This window comes from Agrobacterium rosae (genome assembly GCF_002915175.1).
Taxonomy (GTDB): domain Bacteria; phylum Pseudomonadota; class Alphaproteobacteria; order Rhizobiales; family Rhizobiaceae; genus Agrobacterium; species Agrobacterium rosae.
In genome coordinates, this window is the sequence record NZ_NXEJ01000008.1 from 591727 (window position 1) to 613592 (window position 21866).

The following is a 21866-nucleotide window of genomic DNA, read 5'->3' on the forward strand; positions in this document are numbered from 1 at the left end:
AAGTAACCGATCGGCGACAAGCGAAATGACACACTTAAAGATCAAAGTATCATCCTTGGCGAAAGGATGAATACTCAAAAAATCTCAGTCTATGTGTATTTTACGAGTCGTATTATGCTGATAGAATGTGGGTATGCAGGGAGTGGGTGAACGACGCATCCAACCATTCTCTCTCTAAAACACTTAACGCGCCAAATACTCAAAACGAAAGATGATGGAAGATTAAATTACTGTAATATTTAAGATATTCGTTAATAACGACCACTGCGAACGCACTAAAATTTCGCACTGTGAAAGACAGTGGCAGCTCTACTCAGCGAGCTTGAATTCCAGCATGACGTTTCTTTGCAGGAAAGAATGATTGTCGTCTGAAACGAGTATGAGACGCGTCGAGCCATCTAGTCCTACAACGACATCAATGCCTTCCATATTGTCGATCTGGTTGGAAAGATCGGCCTGAATAAGGATTTCCCCATCAACCACTGCGCCAGGTTTGATGGTACCGGCAGAAATCCGGCGGATGCGCATTCCGATGCCTTGCGCCAGATTAAAGCGCCGTTCCAGCAACAGCAGGTCGCCGTTGGGCAGGAATGCGCCATCCGTCACAGAAAAAGAATTATCATGGGCGACGGCAAAAATTCCTTTGCGCGGCCCCTCAAGAACCGCCGCAAAAAGATGGCCATCCTTATCGAAGCTGCCCTCTGCGACGATCAGCATTGCTCCTTTGAGTGGCCCGTTGGCGGGCGACGGCACGAGCGTCTCTATTCCCGCATTACGACGAAACTCATCTAGCGGGATTAGAACTGGCAGCTGGGCTAAAGGCTTTGCCGTCGCAAGGTCCTTGTGGGCGAAAATTTCGATGCGCGGCCAGCGCTCATAGCTGACGAAGGCTTGATCGCCGCGCAACGCCAAACCTTCGGCGTCCATGTCCATCTTGCGTTTCGCCTCATGGCCGTTTTCATCCAGCATAGGATCGATGCGAACATCCGAAAGGCCAGACAATACACCGGACCGGTCACGCTCTATCGCGCCAGCCAACCAGTGGCCGGTATCCAGTACCGCAAGAAAATGACGGCCATCCGGTAAAAAGCGAATGCTGGAGATTGCCCCGAAAAGCGGTTCGGGAGAGCTCATGATCAACCCGCCGACAAACTCCAGCTTGCCGAACCGTTTTTGCTCTGAACCCACTTTGAAGGCGGATATCAAACGCGCACTGACCGGCAGGTCGACAGTGGACGCGGCCATGGTGGAGGGAGCCAGTGCGCCTATCAGAACGAGCCCTCCAGCGAGAACTCGTTTTATGATCGGAATGGCAGTGGCAAGAAACTGCCTAGCTGGCACGGCGTGCCCTGCCGGAACGGCGTGGCGCGCTGCTGGTATCTTCGAAAAGGGCTGCCAGTTGCTCGGTCATCGCGCCTGCCAGTTCGTCAGCGTCTACGATTGTTACCGCGCGACGATAATACCGCGTCACATCATGGCCGATGCCGATTGCGAGCAGCTCGACCGATGACTTGGTTTCGATCTGTTCGATGACGGCGCGCAGATGCCGTTCCAGATAATTGCCGGGATTGACCGACAGCGTGGAGTCATCCACCGGCGCACCGTCGGAGATCATCATCATGATCTTGCGCTGTTCGGGCCGATTGATGAGTCGGTTATGAGCCCACATCAGCGCTTCGCCGTCGATGTTTTCCTTCAACAGGCCTTCGCGCATCATGAGGCCAAGGTTACGGCGCGCACGACGCCATGGGGCATCTGCCGATTTGTATATGATGTGGCGCAGATCATTAAGGCGACCGGGAGATGGCGGCTTGCCACCGGCCAGCCACTGCTCACGCGATTGTCCACCCTTCCAGGCCTTGGTCGTGAAGCCGAGAATTTCGACCTTGACGCCAGAACGCTCCAGCGTGCGCGCCAGAATATCGGCGCAGGTGGCGGCAACGGTAATCGGGCGGCCGCGCATGGAGCCTGAATTATCGATGACCAGCGACACGACCGTATCGCGGAATTTCGTGTCCCGCTCCTTCTTGAAGGAGAGCGGCTGCATCGGGTCGATAACGAGACGCACAAGCCTCGCAGGGTCAAGGTAACCCTCTTCAAGATCAAAATCCCAGGAGCGATTCTGCTGAGCCATCAGACGACGTTGCAACCGATTGGCCAAGCGTCCAACCGCACCCTGCAAATGGGCGAGTTGCTTGTCGAGGAAGGCGCGGAGACGGTCTAACTCAGCTTCGTCGCAAAGCTCCTCGGCAGAAATCTCCTCGTCGAATTCCTGCGTGAAGATGCGGTAATCCACCTTCTCATTGAAATCATCGAAGGGGCTGTTGGGACGACGGGTTTCGCCAGGCGTTTCGGAATCCTCATCGAGATCGTCGGACATTTCGTCTTCCGACATCTCGGCTCCATCCATCTCGCCATCTTCCATCTGCTCCTGAGAGGCTTCGCTCTCTTCGGCAGGGGCAGCATCGGAACCGGCTTCTTCTTCGACCTGTTCTTCCTGCGTCTCGTTGCTGGCGGGCTGGTCCTCTTCGGAATCGGTCTCCTGGCTTTCGTCCTGATCTTCGTCGTCGCCGAAATCCTCCGCCATCTGCATGGAGGTCAGCATTTTGCGAATGAGCTTGGAGAACGCCTTTTGGTCGTCCATGACCTTCGAAAGGTCCTGAAGATCGGCAGATGCCTTTTCCTCGATGAAGGACCGCCACAGATCCAGAACCTTGCCAGCGCTCTCGGGCGGCTTCTCGCCCGTCAGTCTTTCGCGCACCATCATCGCGACGGCTTCGGCCAACGGAGCGTCTTCCTGGGTATTGATGTTGACGAAATTCGCCTTGGCATATTTTTCGGTGTTCATCGCCCGGATATTGGACGCCATGCCAGCCATGCGCCGCGCACCGATGGATTCGACACGGGCCTGTTCCACCGCATCGAAGATGAGCCGCGCATCCGGCCCTTGAGGCGACATGGTGGCGTGGACATCACTGTTGTGGCAGGCAATCCGCAAGGCCATGGAATCACCCAGGCCACGGGTGACGGCAATTTCCTGTGCGGTTGGTTTTCTGGAAATTTCCGGCAGGCGCATGCGTTCACCGGCAAGGCCGGGCCGCTCATTAGCGAACACGACCTCGACCTGCGCATCTCCAGCCACAGACCGCACGCACCCTGTGATGGCCTGACGCAAAGGTTCGGAATCGATTACCGCCCCGGATTTGGGTCTCACATTGTCGCCACGGCCTGCCATTGTCTTTCCTGTCGATCCTGAACGCCACCCTTATCAGCAAGGCTAAAGGGTGGCTTTTTCAACTCGTCGGTGATGCCTTCCGGAAAAAATCGGAAAATATCAGGCGCTGAGAACGATATTCGCAGCACTTTCTTTCAGCTCAACGCCGAATGCGCGCTGATAATGTTCAGCCACCAGCGTCCGCTCCAGCTCATCGCACTTGTTGAGGAAGGTGACGCGGAAGGCAAAAGCGATATCGCCGAAGATATCGGCATTTTCCGCCCAGGTGATGACCGTACGCGGGCTCATGACCGTGGAGAGATCACCGTTGACGAAGGCAGAACGCGTCAGGTCGGCCACGCGCACCATCTTGGATGCGGTTTCGCGGCCCTTGGCATTATCAAGGCTCTTCACCTTGGCAACGACGATGGCAACTTCCTGCTCGTGTGGCAGATAGTTCAGCGTTGTCACGACAGACCAACGGTCCATCTGCGCCTGGTTGATCTGCTGTGTGCCGTGGTAAAGACCGGTCGTATCACCAAGGCCCACCGTATTGGCAGTCGCGAAAATACGGAAGGCAGGGTGTGGGCGGATAACACGGCTCTGGTCGAGCAGCGTCAAACGGCCGGAGGATTCCAGCACGCGCTGGATGACGAACATCACGTCCGGGCGACCGGCATCATACTCATCGAAAACCAATGCGACATTGTGTTGGTACGCCCAGGGCAGAATGCCGTCCTTGAACTCAGTTACCTGCTTGCCGTCCTTCAGAACGATGGCGTCCTTTCCGACGAGGTCGATACGGCTGACGTGGCTATCCAGATTGACGCGCACGCAAGGCCAGTTCAGCCGTGCGGCGACCTGTTCGATATGCGTGGATTTGCCAGTGCCATGGAAGCCGGATACCATGACCCGTCGATTATGAGCAAAGCCGGCTAGAATGGCGAGGGTGGTGTCACGGTCGAACAGATAGTCGGGATCGAGGTCCGGCACATAGGCGTCGCCCTGCGAATAGGCAGGCACGCGAAGGTCCGTATCGATGCCGAAAACATCTCGCACAGACACGGTCGTATCCGGCAGGTTGGTAATATCCAGGTCAATTTTGCTCATAACGTCTCCAAGGCGGGTAGCAGCCACCCGGCCACATATCTATCAGGCGATCACAGGAAAGGGCTTAGCAGAAACCAGATTGCTTTAACAATTGGTACGCTTGAATAACAGCACGAAAACGCTCTTCCGAACCACGATCACCACCATTAGCATCAGGATGGTGTTTTTTGACAAGCTCTTTATAGCTCTTTTTGATCTCTTCTTGCTTGGCATTCACAGAAAGCCCAAGCGTATCAAAGGCTTTTTGTTCCAGCGTTTTCAGCTTGCGGCTCTGCGCATAACGCGGACCACCGCTGCGCCCCTGCCCCGTGAATCCAAATGGGTCGCGGATGCGCGCATTGGTCGCGCCAGCAGAACCCGAACGCAATGTGGAGTGCAACGGGCTGTCACCTGCGGTCTTGTTTACGCCGACCGTCCATGTCGGGCGGTGGCCGGTAATGGCTTCCTTTTGATAGCGCGCGATCTCGCTATCTGAGAGACCGGAAAAATAGTTATAGCCCTTGTTGTACTCTTTCACATGCTCGAAACAGAACATGAAGAACTGCCCCTCGGCATTACGGCCGACAGGTGCGCGATGAACGCCCGGCTTTTCGCACCCGTCCCACTGGCAGACTGGAGCCTTGATCTCCGGCTCCGGCTCCCTTTTGCGACGCGTGCGAATACGGTCGAAATATTTCGAATCCAATTTCATAGTAACCTGATTATGGTGCGCGAGAATGCGCACGACAAGAATTGACAAATCGGAATGTTACAGGCTCTTAGAGAGCCCTTTTTCAGATGCAATAACGATTTGGAGACCGAACAGATGTCCTTGCGAGAGAGCATTGAAAACAAGCTCAAAGAGACGTTTTTACCGGTCAGGTTGAACGTTATCGATGAAAGTCATTTACACGCTGGCCATCAGCCCGACATGACCGGAACGGGTGAGACGCACATGCGTGTTCAGATAGTGTCGGAAAGCTTTTCCGGCAAGTCACGGGTGGATCGTCACCGCGCGATCAACGCATTGCTGAAGCCCGAGCTCGATGCGGGGCTTCACGCACTCGCCATAGACGTGGCGGCACCGGGTGAAGCCACGCGTTTCTGACTTGGTCCGGTCAGCCGGGGTGTTTGTCGCTAAGGAAAGATTGCACCTCGGAAGAGGCGACGTCATCGGCCACGAATGACTGGCCAATGCCATGGGTCAGGATGAAGGTTAGCTTGCCGCCCTTCACCTTCTTGTCCTGCGCAATTGCAGCCATCAGTGTTTCCACCGGTGGCAATTCGCCGGGAATATCCTTCATCGTCGTCGGCAACCCTACGGCCTTCAGATGCGCCTCAACACGGGCTGCATCATCAGGGCTTGCAAGGTTGAGGCGGGCTGAAAACTGGTGCGCCAGCACCATGCCAATGGCCACGCCTTCGCCATGCACCAGACGCTTGCTATCATATTCCGTCGCCGCTTCCAGCGCGTGACCGAAGGTGTGGCCGAGATTGAGCAGCGCACGAACACCGTTCTCCCTCTCATCGGCCACGACGACGTCTGCCTTCGCCTGACAGCTGGTGGCAATGGCTTTGATGCGGGCGGGACCGCCCTTCACGACATCCGACCAGTTGTTTTCCAGCCATTCGAAAAACTCCGGCTTGTCGATAAGGCCGTATTTGACGACTTCTGCGTAGCCAGCACGAAATTCACGCGGGCTCAACGTATCAAGCACGGCGGTATCTGCCAGAACGAGATCAGGCTGGTGAAAAACGCCGAGAAGGTTTTTGCCGTAGCGCGAGTTGATGCCCGTCTTGCCGCCGACGGACGAATCCACCTGCGCCAACAGCGATGTCGGTATCTGCACGAAGCGCACGCCGCGCCGCACGATGCCCGCAGCAAAGCCCGCGAGATCGCCGATCACGCCGCCACCCAGCGCAATCACGGCATCGTTACGCTCGACGCGCGCAGCCAGCACGGTATCGCAGACCGTCATCAGATGTTCGAAGCTCTTGGTCTTTTCACCGGCGGGAAGCGTCAGCGATACCGCCTCGATGCCATCGGTCTGCAGGCCATCCGTCAGAGCTTCAAGATAAAGCGGGGCCACATGCTCATCGGTGATGATAGCAGCACGCTTGCCCTTGAGACGGGAGGAAATCTCACCGCCTGCCCGCGCAACCAAACCGGGGCCGATCAGAATATCATAGGCGCGATCACCAAGCGGCACATGCACGAGATGTTCTTCGGTCTGGACGGGATGAGATGTCATGAGATCAGGCCTTCTGTTCCGCACCAACGATGGCTTCGAGTACCTCGTTCACGATGATTTCCTTGCGGACATCGCGTGACTCGATCGTTATGTCGGCTTCTTCATAAATCGGATGACGGCGCTCCATCAGCTCCATCAACGTCGCCTTCGGGTTCTCGGTCTTGAGCAGAGGGCGATTGTCGCGCTTGTTGACGCGTTCCCACAGCACCTCGATGTCGGCCTTCAGCCACATGGAGAGACCGCCACGCTTGATGTGCCGGCGTGTGCTTTCATTGACGAAGGCACCGCCACCCGTCGACACCACCTTCGGTCCGCCTCGAAGCAGACGCTTGATCACCCGTTTTTCAAGCGCGCGAAACTCGTCTTCGCCATAGGACGCGAAAAGCTCAGGAATCGTCATGCGCGATACGCGCTCGATTTCGATATCCGTATCGACGAAAGGAATTTTAAGGTGTTGCGCAACAAGCCTGCCGATTGCGGACTTGCCCGCACCCATCAATCCCACGAAAACGAGGTTTCGTCGTCCAAGCTTTGCCCGCGCTCTTTCACCGATCGTTTTTTCACCCAATCCAGGATGAAAATTTGTGTTGGTTTCACTCATGAATGATGGCCCGTTTGGGATCGGTATCTGCAAATGTTTACGAAGCGTCAAGCCAAATTGCGGCTTATAGAAAGAGAATCGCCCGAAAGACGCGCCTTAGGTTTACAGCAACGGCCTTGTCCCTGCTTTAAGCGCGTCTCATATAAGACCTGAGACGTGCACCGGAGTTTCCATGCCAACCCTTTTTCGCTTCATCTTCGTGCTGGCCGCCATTGCGGGCATCATTTATGGCAGCATGGCTTCTCTTGTCTCTCTGGTTCAACCAAAAGAGCGGGAAGTCACCGTGCGCATTCCGTCCGAGCGTCTGAACCCAACCCCCTGATCTATCGAAAGCGCATCAATGGCTGGTCAGGACGCCGCAAGGCTTGAGAGTTTTCTGGAAATGATGAGCGCCGAGCGCGGGGCTGCTGAAAACACGCTGTCATCTTACGAGCGTGACCTGACCGATCTCGAAGAATTTTTGCGAGAACGCAAGACGCCGATGTCGGAAGCGACGACGGCTGATCTTTCCGCCTACCTCGGGCATCTTTCGACACAAGGATTTGCGGCCTCCTCGCAAGCGCGCCGTTTGTCCTCCACGCGCCAGTTCTACAAGTTTCTCTACACCGAAGGACTTCGGGGCGATGACCCCACCGGCATCCTGGATGCGCCGAAAAAAGGTCGCTCTCTACCCAAGATCATGAGCGTGTCAGATGTCACGAAGCTTCTGGCACAGGCGCAAACGGAAGCAGAAACGGAAGGGGCAGGACAAGTCGCTCGCATCCGCATGCATCTTTTGCTCGAGCTGCTTTACGCAACCGGCATGCGTGTCAGCGAACTGGTTTCGCTTCCCGCAACAGTTCTACGACATGAAGGCCGCTTCCTGATGATCCGCGGTAAGGGCAACAAGGACCGCATGGTGCTTCTTTCGCGGACCGCGATGGAAGCCATGGACACCTACGACCGGGCGCGAAAAGCATTGGTTCCGAAAAAGGAGGGACTGCCCGAAAGCCCATGGCTTTTTCCTTCCAATGGTAAAGAAGGGCATCTGCCGCGTCAGGTTTTTGCCCGCGACCTGAAAGATATCGCCATCAGGGCGGGTCTTTCGCCTTCGGCAATTTCACCGCATATCATGCGCCATGCCTTTGCCAGCCACCTTTTACAGAATGGTGCAGACCTGCGTGCCGTGCAGGAACTGCTTGGCCATTCGGACATTTCCACGACACAAATCTATACACATGTGCTGGAAGAACGGCTTCAAGAGCTGGTACAAACACACCACCCTCTTGCCAAACAGGCCAAAAACCTTGAATAGAGCGATCGGAACCGCCGGGACCACCCGGTCAAACCTTGCGCAAAACGATCGGAAACGGATCTCATGCACAACTACCTCGACTTCGAAAAACCTATCTCGGACCTTGAAGGCAAGATTCTGGAGCTGAAAAAGCTCGCCGCCGAAGACGAGAGCATAGATACCTCGGAGGAGATTTCGCGTCTTGAGTCCCGCGTCAGGGACTCGATGCAGGACATTTACTCCAAGCTGAACGCCTGGCAGAAAACGCAGGTCGCGCGCCACCCGCAGCGCCCGCATTTCGTCGATTATGCCAAGCAACTGTTCACAGACTTCACGCCGCTAGCCGGCGACCGCAAGTTTGCCGAGGATGCTGCAATCCAGGCGGGCCTTGGCCGGTTTAACGGACAGCCTGTCGCCATCATCGGCCAGGAAAAGGGCAGCGATACCAAGTCGCGGCTGAAGCACAATTTCGGCAGCCCACGTCCTGAAGGATACCGAAAGGCAATCCGCGTTCTAGAACTAGCCGATCGTTTTTCCCTGCCTGTCATCACTCTGATCGACACCGCTGGTGCCTATCCGGGCGTCGGCGCCGAAGAGCGCGGCCAGGCGGAAGCCATCGCCCGCTCGACGGAAATGTGCCTCAATGCCAAGGTTCCGATTATATCCGTCGTGATCGGTGAAGGCGGTTCAGGCGGCGCTATTGCCATTGCCACCGGCAACCGCGTCTACATGCTGGAACATGCCATTTACTCGGTGATCTCACCCGAAGGTGCCGCCTCCATTCTGTGGCGCGATTCGACGCGTGCCAAGGAAGCGGCCACCAATATGCGGATCACGTCAGATGATCTGAAATCGCTTGGCGTTATCGATGCGATCATTCCAGAGCCTCTCGGCGGTGCGCATCGCGACCCGGCAACAGTGATCGAGGCAACCGGCAAGACGATTGAAGCGGCAATGAAAGATCTCGTTCCGCTGTCTGGCAGCCAGTTGCGCGCTGAACGACGTCAGAAATTCCTCGACATCGGTCGCAGCCTTTAAAAATCGATATCTGCGTAAATTAAAGCCCACCCACGTTACGCGCGGGTGGGCTTTTGTCTTGGCAGATACCGTAGACGTAAATCCGCGCGGCGCACGTCAGCGTTTTGTTCGATAAAAGTGAACAACTTAACCATTAATGCCGCAACGTCTTGCATAAGGCGGTAACGCTCGGGTACTTACGAACTATCTTAAAAACTACGGGGTCTGGGTTGGCGAAATTATCTTCGTTCGTTCGTAGAACACTGATCATGTTCGGTTTGGGTGTCGCCTTGCTCATCGGCATGGTTGCGACCTCCCTATGGCTCGTTCAGGCGAACAACAAATATTCGCAGGAAACCGCCGAGTTGCGCCGTATACGCGCCTCCATTCTAGACGTGCTCACCACGATACAGGATGCTGAAACCGGTCAGCGCGGTTATCTTCTGACAAACGACGAGCGTTATCTTGCTCCTTACCGGGAGGCTCTGAAAACACTCGGCGACATCCGTCAACGATTGGCGGAGCGCATTGGTAACCGGCCTGAATACATCGCCGATTTGCCCAAGCTTCAATCCAATCTCGATGCGAAAATGGCGGAAATCGGTCGCGCCGTTCAGCTCATGAATGACAATCGCACAACGGAAGCCATCGACCTTGTGCGCAGTGATACCGGTCTCGCTTACATGCGGGAGATACGCGACACGCTCACTCGCTATCAGGAAACAACAGATAACCGGTTGCGGATCATCGTTGCGGATCAGTTGTCCGCTGCCGAGAACCTGCTCTGGGTCACGATCTGCGGCGCAGTTGCAATCCTTGCAGTGCTGGGTGGTGCGCTCGCGCTCATCGCGAAATATATTCGGGAACTCACGCGTTCTCGCGAAGAAGTGGATGAGCTGAACAGAGGTTTGGAAGAGCGCGTCGACGAGCGCACAAGAGATCTCGTGCGCGCTAATCAGGAAATCCAGAAATTTGCCTACATCGTGACGCACGATCTGCGTGCCCCACTCGTCAACATCATGGGTTTTCTGTCGGAGTTCGACACTTCGCTGAAACCAGTGCAGGCCTTCGTGCTGGCAGATGGAAAAACCTTGTCTGAAAACGAGGTGCGCGAGGCAAAACTGGCGGTGGAAGAAGATTTGCCAGAAGCCATGCGCTTCATCCGGTCTTCGACCCGCAAGATGGACCAGCTGATCAACGCTATTCTGAAAATTTCACGTGACGGACGCAGGAAATTGCAGGCTGAAAAGGTCGATCTCAAGGATATTCTGACCACGGCCAGCGCAAGTGTTCAACATCAGGTCACTGCCGTCGATGGCAAGATCGATATCGACATCCAAAACTTCACCGTCATCACCGACAGAATTTCGCTCGATCAAATCCTCGGCAATCTCTTCGACAATGCCGTCAAGTACCAGATGCCTGGAAGACCGCTCGAACTCACCGCGCGGATTCTGCCGCAAGGGCGCGGCATCGTGCGCATCGATGTTAGCGATAACGGCCGCGGTATAGCCGAGGACGATCTTGAGCGCGTTTTCGAACTGTTTCGCCGTGCGGGAGAGCAGGATCAGCAGGGCGAAGGCATAGGCCTCGCTCACGTCCGGTCGCTTATCAGAAATCTGGGTGGAGACATTACGGTTGCGTCAGAACTTGGCAAAGGTAGCACATTCCATCTGACATTGCCCATCGATCTGCGAAAAATTACGCGAGGGAACGACATATGAAAGCAACAGGACAAGAAGTCACGATCGTCATGATCGAGGACGACGAAGGCCACGCACGCCTCATCGAAAAAAATGTGCGTCGTGCTGGCGTCAATAACGAGATCGTCCCTTTTACCCTTGGCCACAAGGCGTTGGATTACATCCTCGGTCCAGAGCGGGACGGGCTCGTCAGCAAGGATCGTTATCTGCTGATCTTGCTGGATCTCAATTTGCCGGATACGTCGGGAATCAAGATTCTCGAGCAGATCAAAAGCAACGAGTACACCAAGCGTCTTCCGGTCGTGGTTTTGACGACGACCGACGACGAAACCGAAATTCAGAAATGCTATGATCTCGGGGCGAATGTCTATATCACCAAGCCGGTGGACTATGAGGGCTTTGCTACAGCAATCAGAAACCTCGGCCTATTCTTTTCCGTAATACAGGTTCCGTGAAAGCGTAATGACGTTGCGAATACTTTATGTCGATGACGACCCCACGCTCGCAAAGCTCGCGCAGCGCGTGTTGGGGCGCCATGACATAACCGTCGTTCACGCTGCTTCTGTTGCGACCGGCCTTGAAGAATTCAAGACGAATACCTTTGATGCGGTGGTGCTGGACCATTACTTCCAGAACGGTACCGGGCTGCAATTTCTGTCCGGCATTGGCGAAGCTCACCGAGACATACCCGTCCTCTACGTCACGGGGGCCAGTGAAGCGCAGGTTGCCATCGACGCGCTGAAGGCAGGTGCCGCCGATTACGTCATCAAGAATGTGGCCGACGACTTCTTTCCGCTTTTGTTGAATTCCATTCAGCAGGCGCTGGAAAATTTCCAGCTCCGGCGTGAAAAAGAGGAAGCCGAACGGCAGTTGCTGCAGGCGAAAGAACGCGCCGAACTGATGGCAAAGGAAATGAACCACCGTATTGCCAACAGCCTGTCGCTTGTCTCGGCCATGATCCGGATGCAACTGAATGCAGTGGCAACAGAGGAGGCTCGTACAGCACTTCTCGAAACACAAAGCCGGATTTCCGCAATCGCTGGCGTCCATCGCAGTTTGTATACTGCCCACAATGTCAGCGAAGTCGAACTCGGCTCCTATCTTTCATCCATCATCCAGGATCTGGCCAGATCGGCGCGCGACAGCGAAAAAATCCGTATGACAACGGATATGGACAACATCAAAGCAACACCGGACCAAGCTGTCGCTTTGGGCGTCATCGTCACAGAACTGACTACTAACGCCCTGAAATATGCCTATTCCGACGGTAGCGGCGAAATTCGTATTTCGCTAAAAACACAAGATAGTATCGTCCGGCTGATCGTTGAAGATGACGGCATTGGCATCAACGGTGCCAATCCGCCAAAGGGTACGGGTCTGGGCACGCGATTGATCACCGCAATGGCCCAAAGCCTAAAGGCAACCGTTAGCCAATCCGCCACCCTGACATCGGGTGGCGCATCCGTTTGCGTTCAGTGGGAAGAAAACGGCTCCTCCGACTGACATTTCCCTGGGCGGCAATTCACATCGATTGCATTGGTTCCAGACCGGGTGCAATGGCGACGGATTGCAAAGCCGGCGTACCGGACATGACCACAATCGGCGTTCCATCGGGAACACGATTATAGAGATCGATGATGTCCTGATTCATGAGACGCACGCAGCCCGAAGACACCGACTTGCCGATCGTCCACCATTCAGGCGAACCGTGCAGACGGTAGATGGTGTCCTGCCCATCCTTGAAAATGTAGAGTGCGCGCGCGCCGAGCGGGTTGTTGAGGCCAGGGGCCATACCGCCATTCGCCGCACTGTAGGGCTGAAGCTCCGGTTGACGTGCGATCATTTCATTCGGCGGGGTCCAGCGTGGCCATTGACGTTTATACTGGATGACGCCCCTGCCCGACCACTCGAAGCCAGCACGACCAAGGCCCACGCCGTAGCGCATGGCCTGATTGCCTTCATAGGTGAGGTAGAGGAAGTGGTTGGCCGTATCCACGACAATGGTCCCGGGTCGCTCACCTGTTGGGTTGTCGACCATCTGGCGGTAAAATCGGCGGTCTATTTTTTCATAGGGAATTGCCGGTAGTGGAAACTGCTCGTCCGGCTTCGGTCCGTAGATTTCTGCGTAGAACGGGTCGGCTACAGGACGAGTGTTCTGTGCGACTTCGCGTGGCGTCGTGGTGCATCCGGCAAGCGCGGTCAGGGCCAGACCTCCCGTACCAACGAGAAATGACCTGCGGGTAGTGTCATGCATTGTTAATCGATGTCCTTGTCAAGATTATCATCTCGCGCCCGCAAATGGGTCAGCGAGGGCCGCTTCTGGGCGGCTGATGGGGTATTTCGTGCCGGAGACCTTCTCGGCCATGCTCTTTGCACCATTGTTTTTCAAAATGGCGCGGAAGCTGGGGTGCATCCCGCCGTCGACATAAGAATTTACCGCACTGGAAGTTCCCTGGTTCAACGCAACTGCGAGTTTTTGCTGTTCGGCATCAAGCTTCGCAGCTATCGCGGGTTCCGGCTGGTTGATGACCTGTGGGCAGCTTACAAGCGGATCCGACGGCTCACCACCTGCAAATTCGCTGTTGAAGACATAGCGGCGGCCACATACGGACACTTTCGGCTGACGCTTGGTCAGTTCGAATGTGTCATATCCTTCCTTCAGTGTCTTCCAGAAGGGGAAGTTGGCGTCATCTTTGTAGGCGGCCATATTCCGGGCCGTCATCCGAAACGGATAGGCCTGGACCTGAAACTGGTTTTGTCCACCCTTGAGCGCCCTGTCCACAATCGCGTAGATTTCGCCGATCTGCTGATCCGTCATCGCGTAGCAGCCAGACGAAGAACATGCGCCATGCACCATCAGCGCCTCACCCGTGTAACCAAGCGCGGCTTCCAGGCGGTTGGGATAGCCGAGGTTGAAGGACACGAAATATTGCGAGTTCGGGTTCAGCATGCCTGCTGAAACATGATAGAAGCCCTCTGGTGCCTGCCTGTCTCCACTTTTGGTTTTTGGGCCCAACTTCCCGGACCAGCGGCACATCGGGTAGGTCTTGAAAAGCGCGTAGCTACCTGACTTATCGACCTTCCAGACTTCCAGCTCGCTCTCCTGCTTGAAGATGCGCACGAGCACGGGACTTTCTGGTTTCATGCCTTTTGCGGACATGGAGGCTGCAACTTTGGAAGACAGCTTCGGCGGGGCTCTGTCGGCACTATCGAGACCCATGGACGTGCAGGCGGCCAGCACGCCGCACAGCCCGGCGATGGTCGTCGCTCTTGTCAACGCATTAAATACGCTCCGCAGCTTCGCAGGTACGAACCTCGAAAAATTTGAATCAGTCATTAAAACGCCTTGCCCGCCTCTGTAAGCGAAACCGTACATAGAGAAGTTGGCCGCATGACGGCAACCAACGAACGGACAAAGATTCGTGAATTTACGTTACGTCTTCGTTAATCATAAGAACACAACAAAGTGAGAGCCTGCCGACTATACCAAAAGCCCCTGCCCGCCGTCGATCCAAACCGGACTGCCCGTGATGTGTCGGGATTTCGAACCTGCCAGAAATACGATGAGATCGGCGACGTCTTCGCTGCGGCCTGCCTGACCATCCGAAATCGGAATATCGCCCTCCGGCCATTCGACGGGAATGGCCGTCTCATCCTTTAATCGGATGTGCGTATTGTCGTTGATTTCGGTATCGATAGCACCGGGGCAGATCGCGTTGACGCGAATGCCATAACGCGCAAGCTCGAGAGCCAGCTGCTGCGCCATTGCAAGCTGTCCCGCTTTGGTCACGGAATAGGCTGTCGCACCGGGGGAGGTGAAAGTTCTGGTACCGTTGATGGAGGACACAATGATAATCGAGCCGCCATCCGATTTCATATGCGGTACGGCATTGCGGATGGTCAGATAGGTCCCACGCAGATTGATATTCATCGTCTGGTCCCACTCGGCAACCGTCAGGTCTTCGATGGGTGCCCAAACGCCGTTGATACCGGCATTGGCAATGACGACATCAAGACGACCGAACCGGTCGATAAGTTTCGAAGTCGCAGCCGCCATCTGGGTTTCGTTTGAAATGTCTGCCAACAGTGCCAGCGCTTTAGCGCCGTCATTTTGAATGTCGGCTACGACTGCATCCAGTTCCTCTTTCGTCCGCCCCAGCAAACCAATCGAATATCCTTCCTTTGCCAAGGCCAGCGCCGCTGCTCTGCCGATGCCAGATCCTGCTCCCGTAACCAGCGCAACCTTTGCAACCGTCATACTTTTCTCCTTGAAATGAATGTCCATAAGCTGTCCTTAGAGACAACCCCACACAAACCACCTTGTTCCAGTTGAACCCGGGCCAAATGAACATCATCCCACAGGACTTTTATTCGAGAGACGCCGTCATCGTCGCCGAGTCGCTGATCGGCTGCACGTTTCAGATCCACAATACCGGGGGCATAATCGTGGAAACGGAAGCTTACCGGGCAGACGACCCGGCGTCCCATAGCTTCAACGGCCCGACACCGCGTAACCGAACGATGTTTGGCGACCCCGGCCATCTCTATGTCTACCGATCCTATGGCCTGCACTGGTGCGCCAACATCGTATGCATGCCGGGCTCGGCAGTGTTGATCCGCGCGCTGGAGCCGACTGCTGGCATAAACTTGATGCAACTGCGCCGCGGCGTGACGAACATCGTCAACCTGTGTTCAGGTCCCGGAAAACTGGCGCAGGCGCTGGGGATCACCCATGAGATGGATGGCATAGCTTTGACTGGTGATACGTTCTACGTAACAGATCGCTCATCAGAAGTCTCGGTCGTTGCCGGTCCGAGAATAGGCATATCGAAAGCTACCCACCAACCTTGGAGATTTGGCATGGATAAATCCCCGTTTCTCAGCCGGAAATTCCCAGTTTAGCTGGCAATTCCACTGTCTGTGCTGCACGCTTGATACCGTCCAACCCCAACATCGCTCCCAATAAATTAATTCGAAAATCCACAACAACAGTGGTCAGCACGTCTGAGCGCATGCAATAAATAACGACAACGTCGTGGGCGTTTTCCAACCGGCGCAATGATAAAGGGAACGAAGGAACCAGCATGACCATCATACCGAATTCCATAGAAGGCCGCGATATCGCCTATCAGATGCACCCGAACGTCAATCTGCGAAAATACGAGAAAACCGGCGGCGTTGTCATCGAATCTGGCGACGGCATCTACGTCTTCGACAATAATGGCAAACGTTACATCGAGGGATTGGCCGGCCTCTGGTCGGTTGCTGTTGGTTTCGGCGAAAAGCGGCTGGTGGAAGTGGCGCGTGCGCAGATGGAGAAGCTGCCCTACTACCATACCTTCGCCTACAAGACGCATGGCCCTTCGATCGAGCTTGCCGAAATGCTGATCCAGATGGCACCCGTGCCGATGTCGAAAGTGCATTTCACCTCTTCGGGTTCAGAAGCGAACGACCTTGCCTGCAAGATGGTCTGGTATCGTTCCAACGCGCTTGGCAACAAAGACAAGAAGAAGATCATCGGCCGCATCAAAGGCTATCACGGCGTGACCATTGCCTCTGGTTCGATCACCGGCCTTCCGCGCAATCATGAAAGCTTCGACCTGCCGCTGGACCGGATGGTTCACACTTCCTGCCCTTCCTATGTGCATTTCGGTCAGGAGAATGAAAGCGAAGCCGAATTCACCGCCCGCATGCTCAAGGATCTCGAAGACCTGATCCTCAAAGAAGGTCCGGAAACCATTGCCGCATTCTGGGGTGAGCCCGTCATGGGTGCTGGCGGCGTGTTGGTGCCACCAGATGGCTACTGGGAAGGCGTGCAGAAAATCCTGAAGAAGTACGATATTCTTCTGGTCGTTGACGAAGTTATCTGCGGCTTTGGTCGCACCGGAAACATGTTCGCTTGCCAGACCTATGGCATTGAGCCAGACGTGCTGGTGCTTTCCAAGCAGATTTCGTCATCCTATATGCCGCTTTCCGCAATCCTGATGAACGACAGTTTCTACCAGCCCATCGCCGACGAGTCCGACCGTATCGGCGTGTTCGGCCATGGCTTTACCGCATCCGGTCATCCGGTCGCGACGGCTGTCGGCCTTGAAAATCTGAAGATCATTCAGGAGCGCGATCTGGTCGGTAACGCTGCCCGGTTGGAGGAACAGTTCCTGTCCCGCCTGTCCGAACTGGCGAAGCATCCTGTGGCCCATTCATCGCGCGGCGTTGGTCTTTTGGGTGCTTTGGAAATCAACCCGTTCGCAGATGGCAAAGTGGGCGATGCGGCATTGGCCGTGGCGGCTGCGCTGGAAAAGGAAGGCGTGATCGCCCGGGCAGTCGGTGAGGCGATCTGCTTCTGCCCGCCGCTGATCATCACCGCCGAACAGATCGACGAGATGTTCGATGCACTGCAACGCGCCTTGGATGCGGTAGCGGCTGCGCGCGGATAATCCTATCCCATCGCATATGAAGGGCGACCGTTATAAAACGGCCGCCCTTCATAACTTCGGTGTCAGTGGACTAGTCAGGCGCTCTTGAGTACATCATCCAGCGCACCCACAAGCACATCCGCGTTCTCACGCGAGAACACGAGCGGAGGGCGAATTTTCAGGATGTTCGCATTTGGCCCGGATGCACTGATGAGAATGCGGCGGTCACGCAGGCCGTTGACGATGCGGGTCGTCAATGCTGCGTCCGGCTGCTTCGTGGTCCTGTCAGCGACGATCTCGACGCCGATGAACAGGCCAGAGCCGCGCACATCACCGATCGCTTGATGAGACAGGCTGCTGAGGCCGTCCCTCAGATAGCCGCCGACTTCCAACGCATTCTGCTGCAAACCTTCGATTCGGATAGTGTCGAGAACCGCTTTGCCAGCGGCGGCAGCGACGGGATTGCCGCCGAACGTGTTGAAATAGCGCGCACGCGGGCCAAACTCCGCAATGATTTCAGGACGCAGCACGATGCTTGCCATCGGGTAACCATTGCCCATGGGCTTACCCAGAGTCACCATGTCGGGTGAAACGCCGTGCCGTTCGAAACCCCACATGGTTTCTCCGGTACGACCGAATCCCGGTTGGACTTCGTCGGCAATGAAAAGGCCACCAGCTTCATGGATCGCATCCACCGCTGGTTTCAGGAACCCTTTCGGCCCCGCGAAAATGCCATCGCTTGAGAAGATCGTATCGGTAATCAGCATGGCCGGTTTGATGCCGTGGCGCTTCAGGTCAGCGATGGCGGCGCGCACATCACGACCGAACTTCTCCATCACCTCTTCAGGCGAATTGCGATAGGCGTCAGGTGCCGGAATAGTCCGGACGTGGGGGCCAAGTGTCACGGACTCCCCAAGTGAGGGAGAGAATTCTGCCGTTGCACTGGTCAGCCCATGGTAAGCAAGTTCCGTGGCGATAATGCCGGTGCCGCCGGTAACGAAGCGGGCGATGCGCACGGCAAGATCATTTGCCTCGCTGCCGGTGCAAGTGAACATGGCCTGACTCAGCGCCTCGGGAAATGTCGCCGTCAACGTTTCGGCATAGTCGACAATGCCCTCATGCAGATAGCGGGTATGCGTGTTGAGAACCGCCGTCTGCTTGGTGATCGCCTCTACCACACGCGGATGGCAATGCCCCAGCGAAGCGACATTGTTGTAAGCATCCAGATATTTTTCACCTGCGGTATCATAAAGAAAAACACCTTCGCCACGCACCAGATGCAGCGGTTTTTCGTAAAAAAGGCGGTAGGCAGGACCGAGTACCTTTTCACGCCGGGCGATCAGCGCCCGCTCGTTCTCATCCAGCCGCTCAAAATCTTCGCGCGAAAAAGCATTTACCATCGACATGATTTCAGGCCTTTGAATGGTTGGGCACGAGCGTCTTCAGCCCTGCCGGTGTGAGATCGGATATGTTGAGAAGCCCCTGCCAGGCAGAGGCATGGTTGCGCATGATATAGTCGGCATTGTCCGGAAAAAGCGCTGAACGCGATTCAGCGATGATGATGGACATTGCCAGCCGCGACCGGGTCAGCACCGGCAGAAGCTCCATTTCAACGGGTTCGAGAGTGCGCGCCGACAGAAATCCGTCCAGAAATGCGCCGGTACGCGCGGCCCAATTCTCCGTCGCCAGATGATAGGAGAGTGCGACCGCAAGATCGTTGACGAGAGGCGCGTGCACCATGTCTCCGAAGTCGATGATGCCGACGACCTCACTCGGTTTGGCCGGATCAAGAAGAATATTGTGGGGATTGAAGTCATTGTGAATGATCTGGCGGCGGCTAAGCTCGGTCATTGTGGACGCCGCACGTTCGAATTCGGAAAGGACGGCTTCCACCTGCCCGCGCCGTTGCGGCGCGACGTGATCGGTGACATCGGTCAGATCGAGCGTGTGGGAAATGTCCCACATCAGCTTGCCCGCAGGCGGGCGACTTTTGCAGGTTTCAAGACCCAGTCCGAGTTCTGCCAATGCCTGACCGACATTGCGGCTCTGTGTTTCGCAGGCCTGTGTCCGATATTGCAACTCGCCGCGCAAAAAGGTCAACAGTCTGACGATGCGCGGGCCTTCCGAAGCGGAAATCGTATGGCTCGGTTCACCCTCATTCGTTAGAACGATCCTGGGAACGGGAACCGAAGGTGCCACTGACGCCAGATGCAGCAGAACACCGTCCTGAAAATCAAGCGCTGCGGGGTCCTCTGCCGGGTTGGCGATCTTGAGCACGAATTCGGTGCCGTCATCGCGGGTGAACAGGAAGGTCTCGTCACGCTCGCTGGAGAGACGCTTTGCGGTACCGGTAAGGCCATAGATGTCTTCGACGGCGGCAGCGGCATCGGTTAACGACGTCTGCTCCCATGTCGCCGACATGAAGTCCGCTGTCTTTGTGGCGGGCATTGGCTCCGTCATCTGTACTCCATTGCGTGCAATCTCCCGGCCTCGCCTGCAAGCGCCACCCCTCTTTAAGCGGCTTGTGTCGCTCTCGAAGTTGGTAGAACCTGCTAGCTTTCGTAGTCTTTACTTGAAACACAGAAAAAAAATGCATCAAGTATCATATCGTTCAATTTGCGGACCGTCCTATGCCTGAATTCTCCACACTGGAATATGAGAATCTGAACAGTGCCGTTTATGGTGCGCTGTGCGACGCTCTCATTCAGGGGCGTTTCCAGCCTGGTGACCGGCTAAAGATTCGCGACCTCGCCGAGCAGTTTGGCACGAGCGTTACGCCCATCCGCGATGCTATTCTGCGGCTCGCCAATGATGAGGCTATCATCTTCCGATCTCCACGTGACATTCGTATTCCGGGTTTGAGCGAAAGTCGGTATCGGGAAATCCGAGCCATCCGTGTTCGGCTGGAAGGTCTTGCTGCCGAAACTGCAGCACAGGTCGCCACCAGTGCGGATATTGAGGCTTTGGAGCGTATTTTGCGCGAAAACGAACAGGCAATCGCCGTGGGTGATCGTCTGAAAGGCACGGAGCTGAACCAGGCATTCCACTTCATGCTGCCGCAAATTGCCGGGCTTCCGATGCTGAACGGCATTCTTCGGCGGCTGTGGCTACAGATGGGACCGCACATTTCCGACGCCTATGTGGAAGGTGGGCGGTCGATGATCGATCACCATTATCCTGTCATCGAAGCTTTGAAGCGGCACGATCCCTCGGCTGCCTCCATGGCGATTGTCGATGACATTCTGCTGGGCGGAAAGCCTATTCTGGAGCGCATCGAACGGGGTGAGGAGCGCCACGCTTTGCGTGCTTAAGCTTTCGCAAGAGGGCGCTTGCATTTCGCAAATGACCTATTAGGATGTATCAAGCATCAACGGAGAATGCGCGTATGACCGAAGAACGCCGCTATATGTTGTTGACGGGTGCAAGCCGCGGCATCGGCCATGCCACGGTAAAACTCTTTCAGTCCAAAGGCTGGCGCATTCTCACCGTCTCCCGGCAACCTTTCTCTGAGGAATGCGCCTGGCCATCTGCGCGCGAGAGCCACATTCAGGCAGACTTGGCAGATCTGACGCAAATCGAACGTCTTGCCGCAACGGTGCGTGACCGGTTGCCGAACGGTAGACTGCACGCGCTGGTCAACAACGCCGGTATTTCACCCAAGGGGCCTGAAAAAAGCCGGCTCGGCGTCATGGGAACGGATGCCGACATCTGGACGCAGGTGCTGAACGTCAATGTCGTATCGACAGCCTTGATTGCCCGCGCCCTCATGCCCGAGCTTGAGGCGGCTCGTGGCTCCATCGTCAACGTCACCTCTATTGCCGGAACCCGCGTTCACCCATTTGCCGGAGTGGCCTATGCGGCCTCCAAGGCGGCACTCGGCTCGCTGACGCGCGAAATGGCTCATGAATTCGGTCGTCGTGGCGTGCGTGCCAATGCTATTGCGCCGGGCGAAATCGAAACCTCGATCCTATCACCGGGAACAGATGCACTGGTAGCGGCGGAAGTGCCCATGCAGAGGCTGGGCGATCCGCGCGAAGTTGCGGAAACCATCTATTTTCTGTGCACCGAGCCTTCTTCCTACATCAACGGTGCCGAAATCCACATCAACGGAGGACAGCACGTCTAACGACGGCCAAACGGGGATACACCTGTTGACCGGAATGACCACAATGCATCCACGGATGAGGCGCTTTTGGGGAAAAGAGCGTGATCACCCGACAGACTGCTTAGCTTCGATATGCCAAAGGCAACGGTGGCACGGCAGTTGCATAAAATCGTCATCGGGACCGGCCAGACCGGCT

General features: G+C 55.9%; 23 protein-coding genes. 11 read left to right on the forward strand and 12 right to left on the reverse strand.

All coding sequences use genetic code 11. From position 1 onward, the window contains the following. Positions 1-309: 309 nt before the first annotated feature. From CPJ18_RS18430 to CPJ18_RS18445, 4 genes are all read right to left on the reverse strand, one after another. Positions 310-1245 (reverse strand): esterase-like activity of phytase family protein, encoded by a 936-nt coding sequence (locus CPJ18_RS18430; RefSeq protein WP_103659615.1) that lies wholly within the window; start codon positions 1243-1245, stop codon positions 310-312. An 85-nt stretch (positions 1246-1330) separates the two neighbouring features. Continuing rightward, positions 1331-3235: a cobaltochelatase subunit CobT gene (gene cobT, locus CPJ18_RS18435; protein ID WP_077105180.1), complete on the reverse strand. Its 1905-nt coding sequence runs from the start codon at positions 3233-3235 to the stop codon at positions 1331-1333. A 99-nt stretch (positions 3236-3334) separates the two neighbouring features. Beyond that, positions 3335-4324 (reverse strand): cobaltochelatase subunit CobS, encoded by a 990-nt coding sequence (gene cobS / locus CPJ18_RS18440; RefSeq protein ID WP_077105179.1) that lies wholly within the window; start codon positions 4322-4324, stop codon positions 3335-3337. Between the two features lie 64 nt (positions 4325-4388). Beyond that, on the reverse strand, positions 4389-5015 hold the full coding sequence (locus CPJ18_RS18445) for a J domain-containing protein (protein WP_077105239.1): 627 nt from the start codon (positions 5013-5015) through the stop codon (positions 4389-4391). A gap of 114 nt (positions 5016-5129) precedes the next feature. Here CPJ18_RS18445 and CPJ18_RS18450 point away from each other — a divergent pair, with 114 nt between their 5' ends. Continuing rightward, positions 5130-5411, forward strand: coding sequence for a BolA family protein (locus tag CPJ18_RS18450; RefSeq protein WP_077105178.1), 282 nt, complete (start codon positions 5130-5132; stop codon positions 5409-5411). Between the two features lie 10 nt (positions 5412-5421). On the opposite strand, the gene aroB is transcribed toward CPJ18_RS18450, so the two are convergent. Beyond that, complete coding sequence (gene aroB, locus CPJ18_RS18455; RefSeq protein WP_103659616.1) at positions 5422-6555, reverse strand: 3-dehydroquinate synthase; 1134 nt, start codon at positions 6553-6555, stop codon at positions 5422-5424. A 4-nt stretch (positions 6556-6559) separates the two neighbouring features. After that, positions 6560-7156, reverse strand: coding sequence for a shikimate kinase (locus CPJ18_RS18460; protein WP_067652173.1), 597 nt, complete (start codon positions 7154-7156; stop codon positions 6560-6562). 172 nt (positions 7157-7328) lie between these two features. Between CPJ18_RS18460 and CPJ18_RS26850 the strand changes: the two genes are divergently transcribed. From CPJ18_RS26850 to CPJ18_RS18485, 6 genes are all read left to right on the forward strand, one after another. Further along, entirely contained in the window at positions 7329-7478 is a 150-nt protein-coding gene (locus CPJ18_RS26850) for a hypothetical protein (protein ID WP_167397934.1), read from the forward strand. Positions 7479-7496: 18 nt separating this feature from the next. Next, positions 7497-8450 (forward strand): site-specific tyrosine recombinase XerD, encoded by a 954-nt coding sequence (xerD, locus tag CPJ18_RS18465; RefSeq protein ID WP_103659617.1) that lies wholly within the window; start codon positions 7497-7499, stop codon positions 8448-8450. Positions 8451-8513: 63 nt separating this feature from the next. Beyond that, positions 8514-9467 (forward strand): acetyl-CoA carboxylase carboxyltransferase subunit alpha, encoded by a 954-nt coding sequence (locus tag CPJ18_RS18470; protein ID WP_077105175.1) that lies wholly within the window; start codon positions 8514-8516, stop codon positions 9465-9467. Positions 9468-9715: 248 nt separating this feature from the next. Further along, positions 9716-11170 (forward strand): sensor histidine kinase, encoded by a 1455-nt coding sequence (locus tag CPJ18_RS18475; protein WP_103659618.1) that lies wholly within the window; start codon positions 9716-9718, stop codon positions 11168-11170. Beyond that, positions 11167-11604, forward strand: coding sequence for a response regulator (locus CPJ18_RS18480; protein WP_077105173.1), 438 nt, complete (start codon positions 11167-11169; stop codon positions 11602-11604). The genes CPJ18_RS18475 and CPJ18_RS18480 overlap by 4 nt, the downstream gene beginning before the upstream one ends. Positions 11605-11611: 7 nt before the next feature. Further along, the gene (locus CPJ18_RS18485; RefSeq protein ID WP_077105172.1) at positions 11612-12652 is read left to right on the forward strand and encodes a response regulator; all 1041 of its coding nucleotides are present in this window, start codon (positions 11612-11614) and stop codon (positions 12650-12652) included. Between the two features lie 19 nt (positions 12653-12671). On the opposite strand, the gene CPJ18_RS18490 is transcribed toward CPJ18_RS18485, so the two are convergent. From CPJ18_RS18490 to CPJ18_RS18500, 3 genes are all read right to left on the reverse strand, one after another. Beyond that, a complete protein-coding gene (locus CPJ18_RS18490) occupies positions 12672-13403 on the reverse strand; it encodes a L,D-transpeptidase (protein ID WP_077105171.1) in 732 nt (243 codons plus the stop codon). Positions 13404-13430: 27 nt separating this feature from the next. Continuing rightward, the gene (locus tag CPJ18_RS18495; RefSeq protein WP_244910311.1) at positions 13431-14486 is read right to left on the reverse strand and encodes a L,D-transpeptidase family protein; all 1056 of its coding nucleotides are present in this window, start codon (positions 14484-14486) and stop codon (positions 13431-13433) included. Positions 14487-14630: 144 nt separating this feature from the next. Then, a complete protein-coding gene (locus tag CPJ18_RS18500) occupies positions 14631-15407 on the reverse strand; it encodes an SDR family oxidoreductase (RefSeq protein ID WP_077105170.1) in 777 nt (258 codons plus the stop codon). A gap of 86 nt (positions 15408-15493) precedes the next feature. Between CPJ18_RS18500 and CPJ18_RS18505 the strand changes: the two genes are divergently transcribed. Beyond that, positions 15494-16051 carry a DNA-3-methyladenine glycosylase gene (locus tag CPJ18_RS18505; protein WP_103659619.1) on the forward strand — a complete coding sequence of 186 codons (558 nt, stop codon included), beginning with the start codon at positions 15494-15496 and terminating at the stop codon, positions 16049-16051. On the opposite strand, the gene CPJ18_RS26625 is transcribed toward CPJ18_RS18505, so the two are convergent. Next, entirely contained in the window at positions 16029-16244 is a 216-nt protein-coding gene (locus CPJ18_RS26625; RefSeq protein WP_143240099.1) for a hypothetical protein, read from the reverse strand. The two genes, CPJ18_RS18505 and CPJ18_RS26625, sit on opposite strands and share 23 nt — an antisense overlap. On the opposite strand from CPJ18_RS26625, the gene CPJ18_RS18510 reads away from it, so the two are divergent. Beyond that, positions 16234-17586 carry an aspartate aminotransferase family protein gene (locus CPJ18_RS18510; RefSeq protein WP_077105168.1) on the forward strand — a complete coding sequence of 451 codons (1353 nt, stop codon included), beginning with the start codon at positions 16234-16236 and terminating at the stop codon, positions 17584-17586. The two genes, CPJ18_RS26625 and CPJ18_RS18510, sit on opposite strands and share 11 nt — an antisense overlap. A gap of 74 nt (positions 17587-17660) precedes the next feature. Here the strand turns inward: CPJ18_RS18510 and CPJ18_RS18515 are convergent, their stop codons facing one another. Further along, positions 17661-18971 (reverse strand): aspartate aminotransferase family protein, encoded by a 1311-nt coding sequence (locus tag CPJ18_RS18515; RefSeq protein ID WP_103659620.1) that lies wholly within the window; start codon positions 18969-18971, stop codon positions 17661-17663. Positions 18972-18975: 4 nt separating this feature from the next. Further along, positions 18976-20025 (reverse strand): phosphotransferase, encoded by a 1050-nt coding sequence (locus CPJ18_RS18520; RefSeq protein WP_077105166.1) that lies wholly within the window; start codon positions 20023-20025, stop codon positions 18976-18978. 170 nt (positions 20026-20195) lie between these two features. Here CPJ18_RS18520 and CPJ18_RS18525 point away from each other — a divergent pair, with 170 nt between their 5' ends. Further along, complete coding sequence (locus CPJ18_RS18525) at positions 20196-20876, forward strand: GntR family transcriptional regulator (protein ID WP_077105165.1); 681 nt, start codon at positions 20196-20198, stop codon at positions 20874-20876. A 74-nt stretch (positions 20877-20950) separates the two neighbouring features. Beyond that, complete coding sequence (locus CPJ18_RS18530; protein WP_077105164.1) at positions 20951-21691, forward strand: SDR family NAD(P)-dependent oxidoreductase; 741 nt, start codon at positions 20951-20953, stop codon at positions 21689-21691. Positions 21692-21866 lie beyond the last annotated feature (175 nt).

Bases quoted from the DNA above. Each gene is read 5' to 3' on its own strand.
- CPJ18_RS18430 (WP_103659615.1), bottom strand. From the start codon at position 1,245: ATGGCCGCGTCCACTGTCGACCTGCCGGTCAGTGCGCGTTTGATATCC.
- cobT (WP_077105180.1), bottom strand. From the start codon at position 3,235: ATGGCAGGCCGTGGCGACAATGTGAGACCCAAATCCGGGGCGGTAATC.
- cobS (WP_077105179.1), bottom strand. From the start codon at position 4,324: ATGAGCAAAATTGACCTGGATATTACCAACCTGCCGGATACGACCGTG.
- CPJ18_RS18445 (WP_077105239.1), bottom strand. From the start codon at position 5,015: ATGAAATTGGATTCGAAATATTTCGACCGTATTCGCACGCGTCGCAAA.
- CPJ18_RS18450 (WP_077105178.1), top strand. From the start codon at position 5,130: ATGTCCTTGCGAGAGAGCATTGAAAACAAGCTCAAAGAGACGTTTTTA.
- aroB (WP_103659616.1), bottom strand. From the start codon at position 6,555: ATGACATCTCATCCCGTCCAGACCGAAGAACATCTCGTGCATGTGCCG.
- CPJ18_RS18460 (WP_067652173.1), bottom strand. From the start codon at position 7,156: ATGAGTGAAACCAACACAAATTTTCATCCTGGATTGGGTGAAAAAACG.
- CPJ18_RS26850 (WP_167397934.1), top strand. From the start codon at position 7,329: ATGCCAACCCTTTTTCGCTTCATCTTCGTGCTGGCCGCCATTGCGGGC.
- xerD (WP_103659617.1), top strand. From the start codon at position 7,497: ATGGCTGGTCAGGACGCCGCAAGGCTTGAGAGTTTTCTGGAAATGATG.
- CPJ18_RS18470 (WP_077105175.1), top strand. From the start codon at position 8,514: ATGCACAACTACCTCGACTTCGAAAAACCTATCTCGGACCTTGAAGGC.
- CPJ18_RS18475 (WP_103659618.1), top strand. From the start codon at position 9,716: ATGTTCGGTTTGGGTGTCGCCTTGCTCATCGGCATGGTTGCGACCTCC.
- CPJ18_RS18480 (WP_077105173.1), top strand. From the start codon at position 11,167: ATGAAAGCAACAGGACAAGAAGTCACGATCGTCATGATCGAGGACGAC.
- CPJ18_RS18485 (WP_077105172.1), top strand. From the start codon at position 11,612: ATGACGTTGCGAATACTTTATGTCGATGACGACCCCACGCTCGCAAAG.
- CPJ18_RS18490 (WP_077105171.1), bottom strand. From the start codon at position 13,403: ATGCATGACACTACCCGCAGGTCATTTCTCGTTGGTACGGGAGGTCTG.
- CPJ18_RS18495 (WP_244910311.1), bottom strand. From the start codon at position 14,486: ATGACTGATTCAAATTTTTCGAGGTTCGTACCTGCGAAGCTGCGGAGC.
- CPJ18_RS18500 (WP_077105170.1), bottom strand. From the start codon at position 15,407: ATGACGGTTGCAAAGGTTGCGCTGGTTACGGGAGCAGGATCTGGCATC.
- CPJ18_RS18505 (WP_103659619.1), top strand. From the start codon at position 15,494: ATGAACATCATCCCACAGGACTTTTATTCGAGAGACGCCGTCATCGTC.
- CPJ18_RS18510 (WP_077105168.1), top strand. From the start codon at position 16,234: ATGACCATCATACCGAATTCCATAGAAGGCCGCGATATCGCCTATCAG.
- CPJ18_RS26625 (WP_143240099.1), bottom strand. From the start codon at position 16,244: ATGATGGTCATGCTGGTTCCTTCGTTCCCTTTATCATTGCGCCGGTTG.
- CPJ18_RS18515 (WP_103659620.1), bottom strand. From the start codon at position 18,971: ATGTCGATGGTAAATGCTTTTTCGCGCGAAGATTTTGAGCGGCTGGAT.
- CPJ18_RS18520 (WP_077105166.1), bottom strand. From the start codon at position 20,025: ATGACGGAGCCAATGCCCGCCACAAAGACAGCGGACTTCATGTCGGCG.
- CPJ18_RS18525 (WP_077105165.1), top strand. From the start codon at position 20,196: ATGCCTGAATTCTCCACACTGGAATATGAGAATCTGAACAGTGCCGTT.
- CPJ18_RS18530 (WP_077105164.1), top strand. From the start codon at position 20,951: ATGACCGAAGAACGCCGCTATATGTTGTTGACGGGTGCAAGCCGCGGC.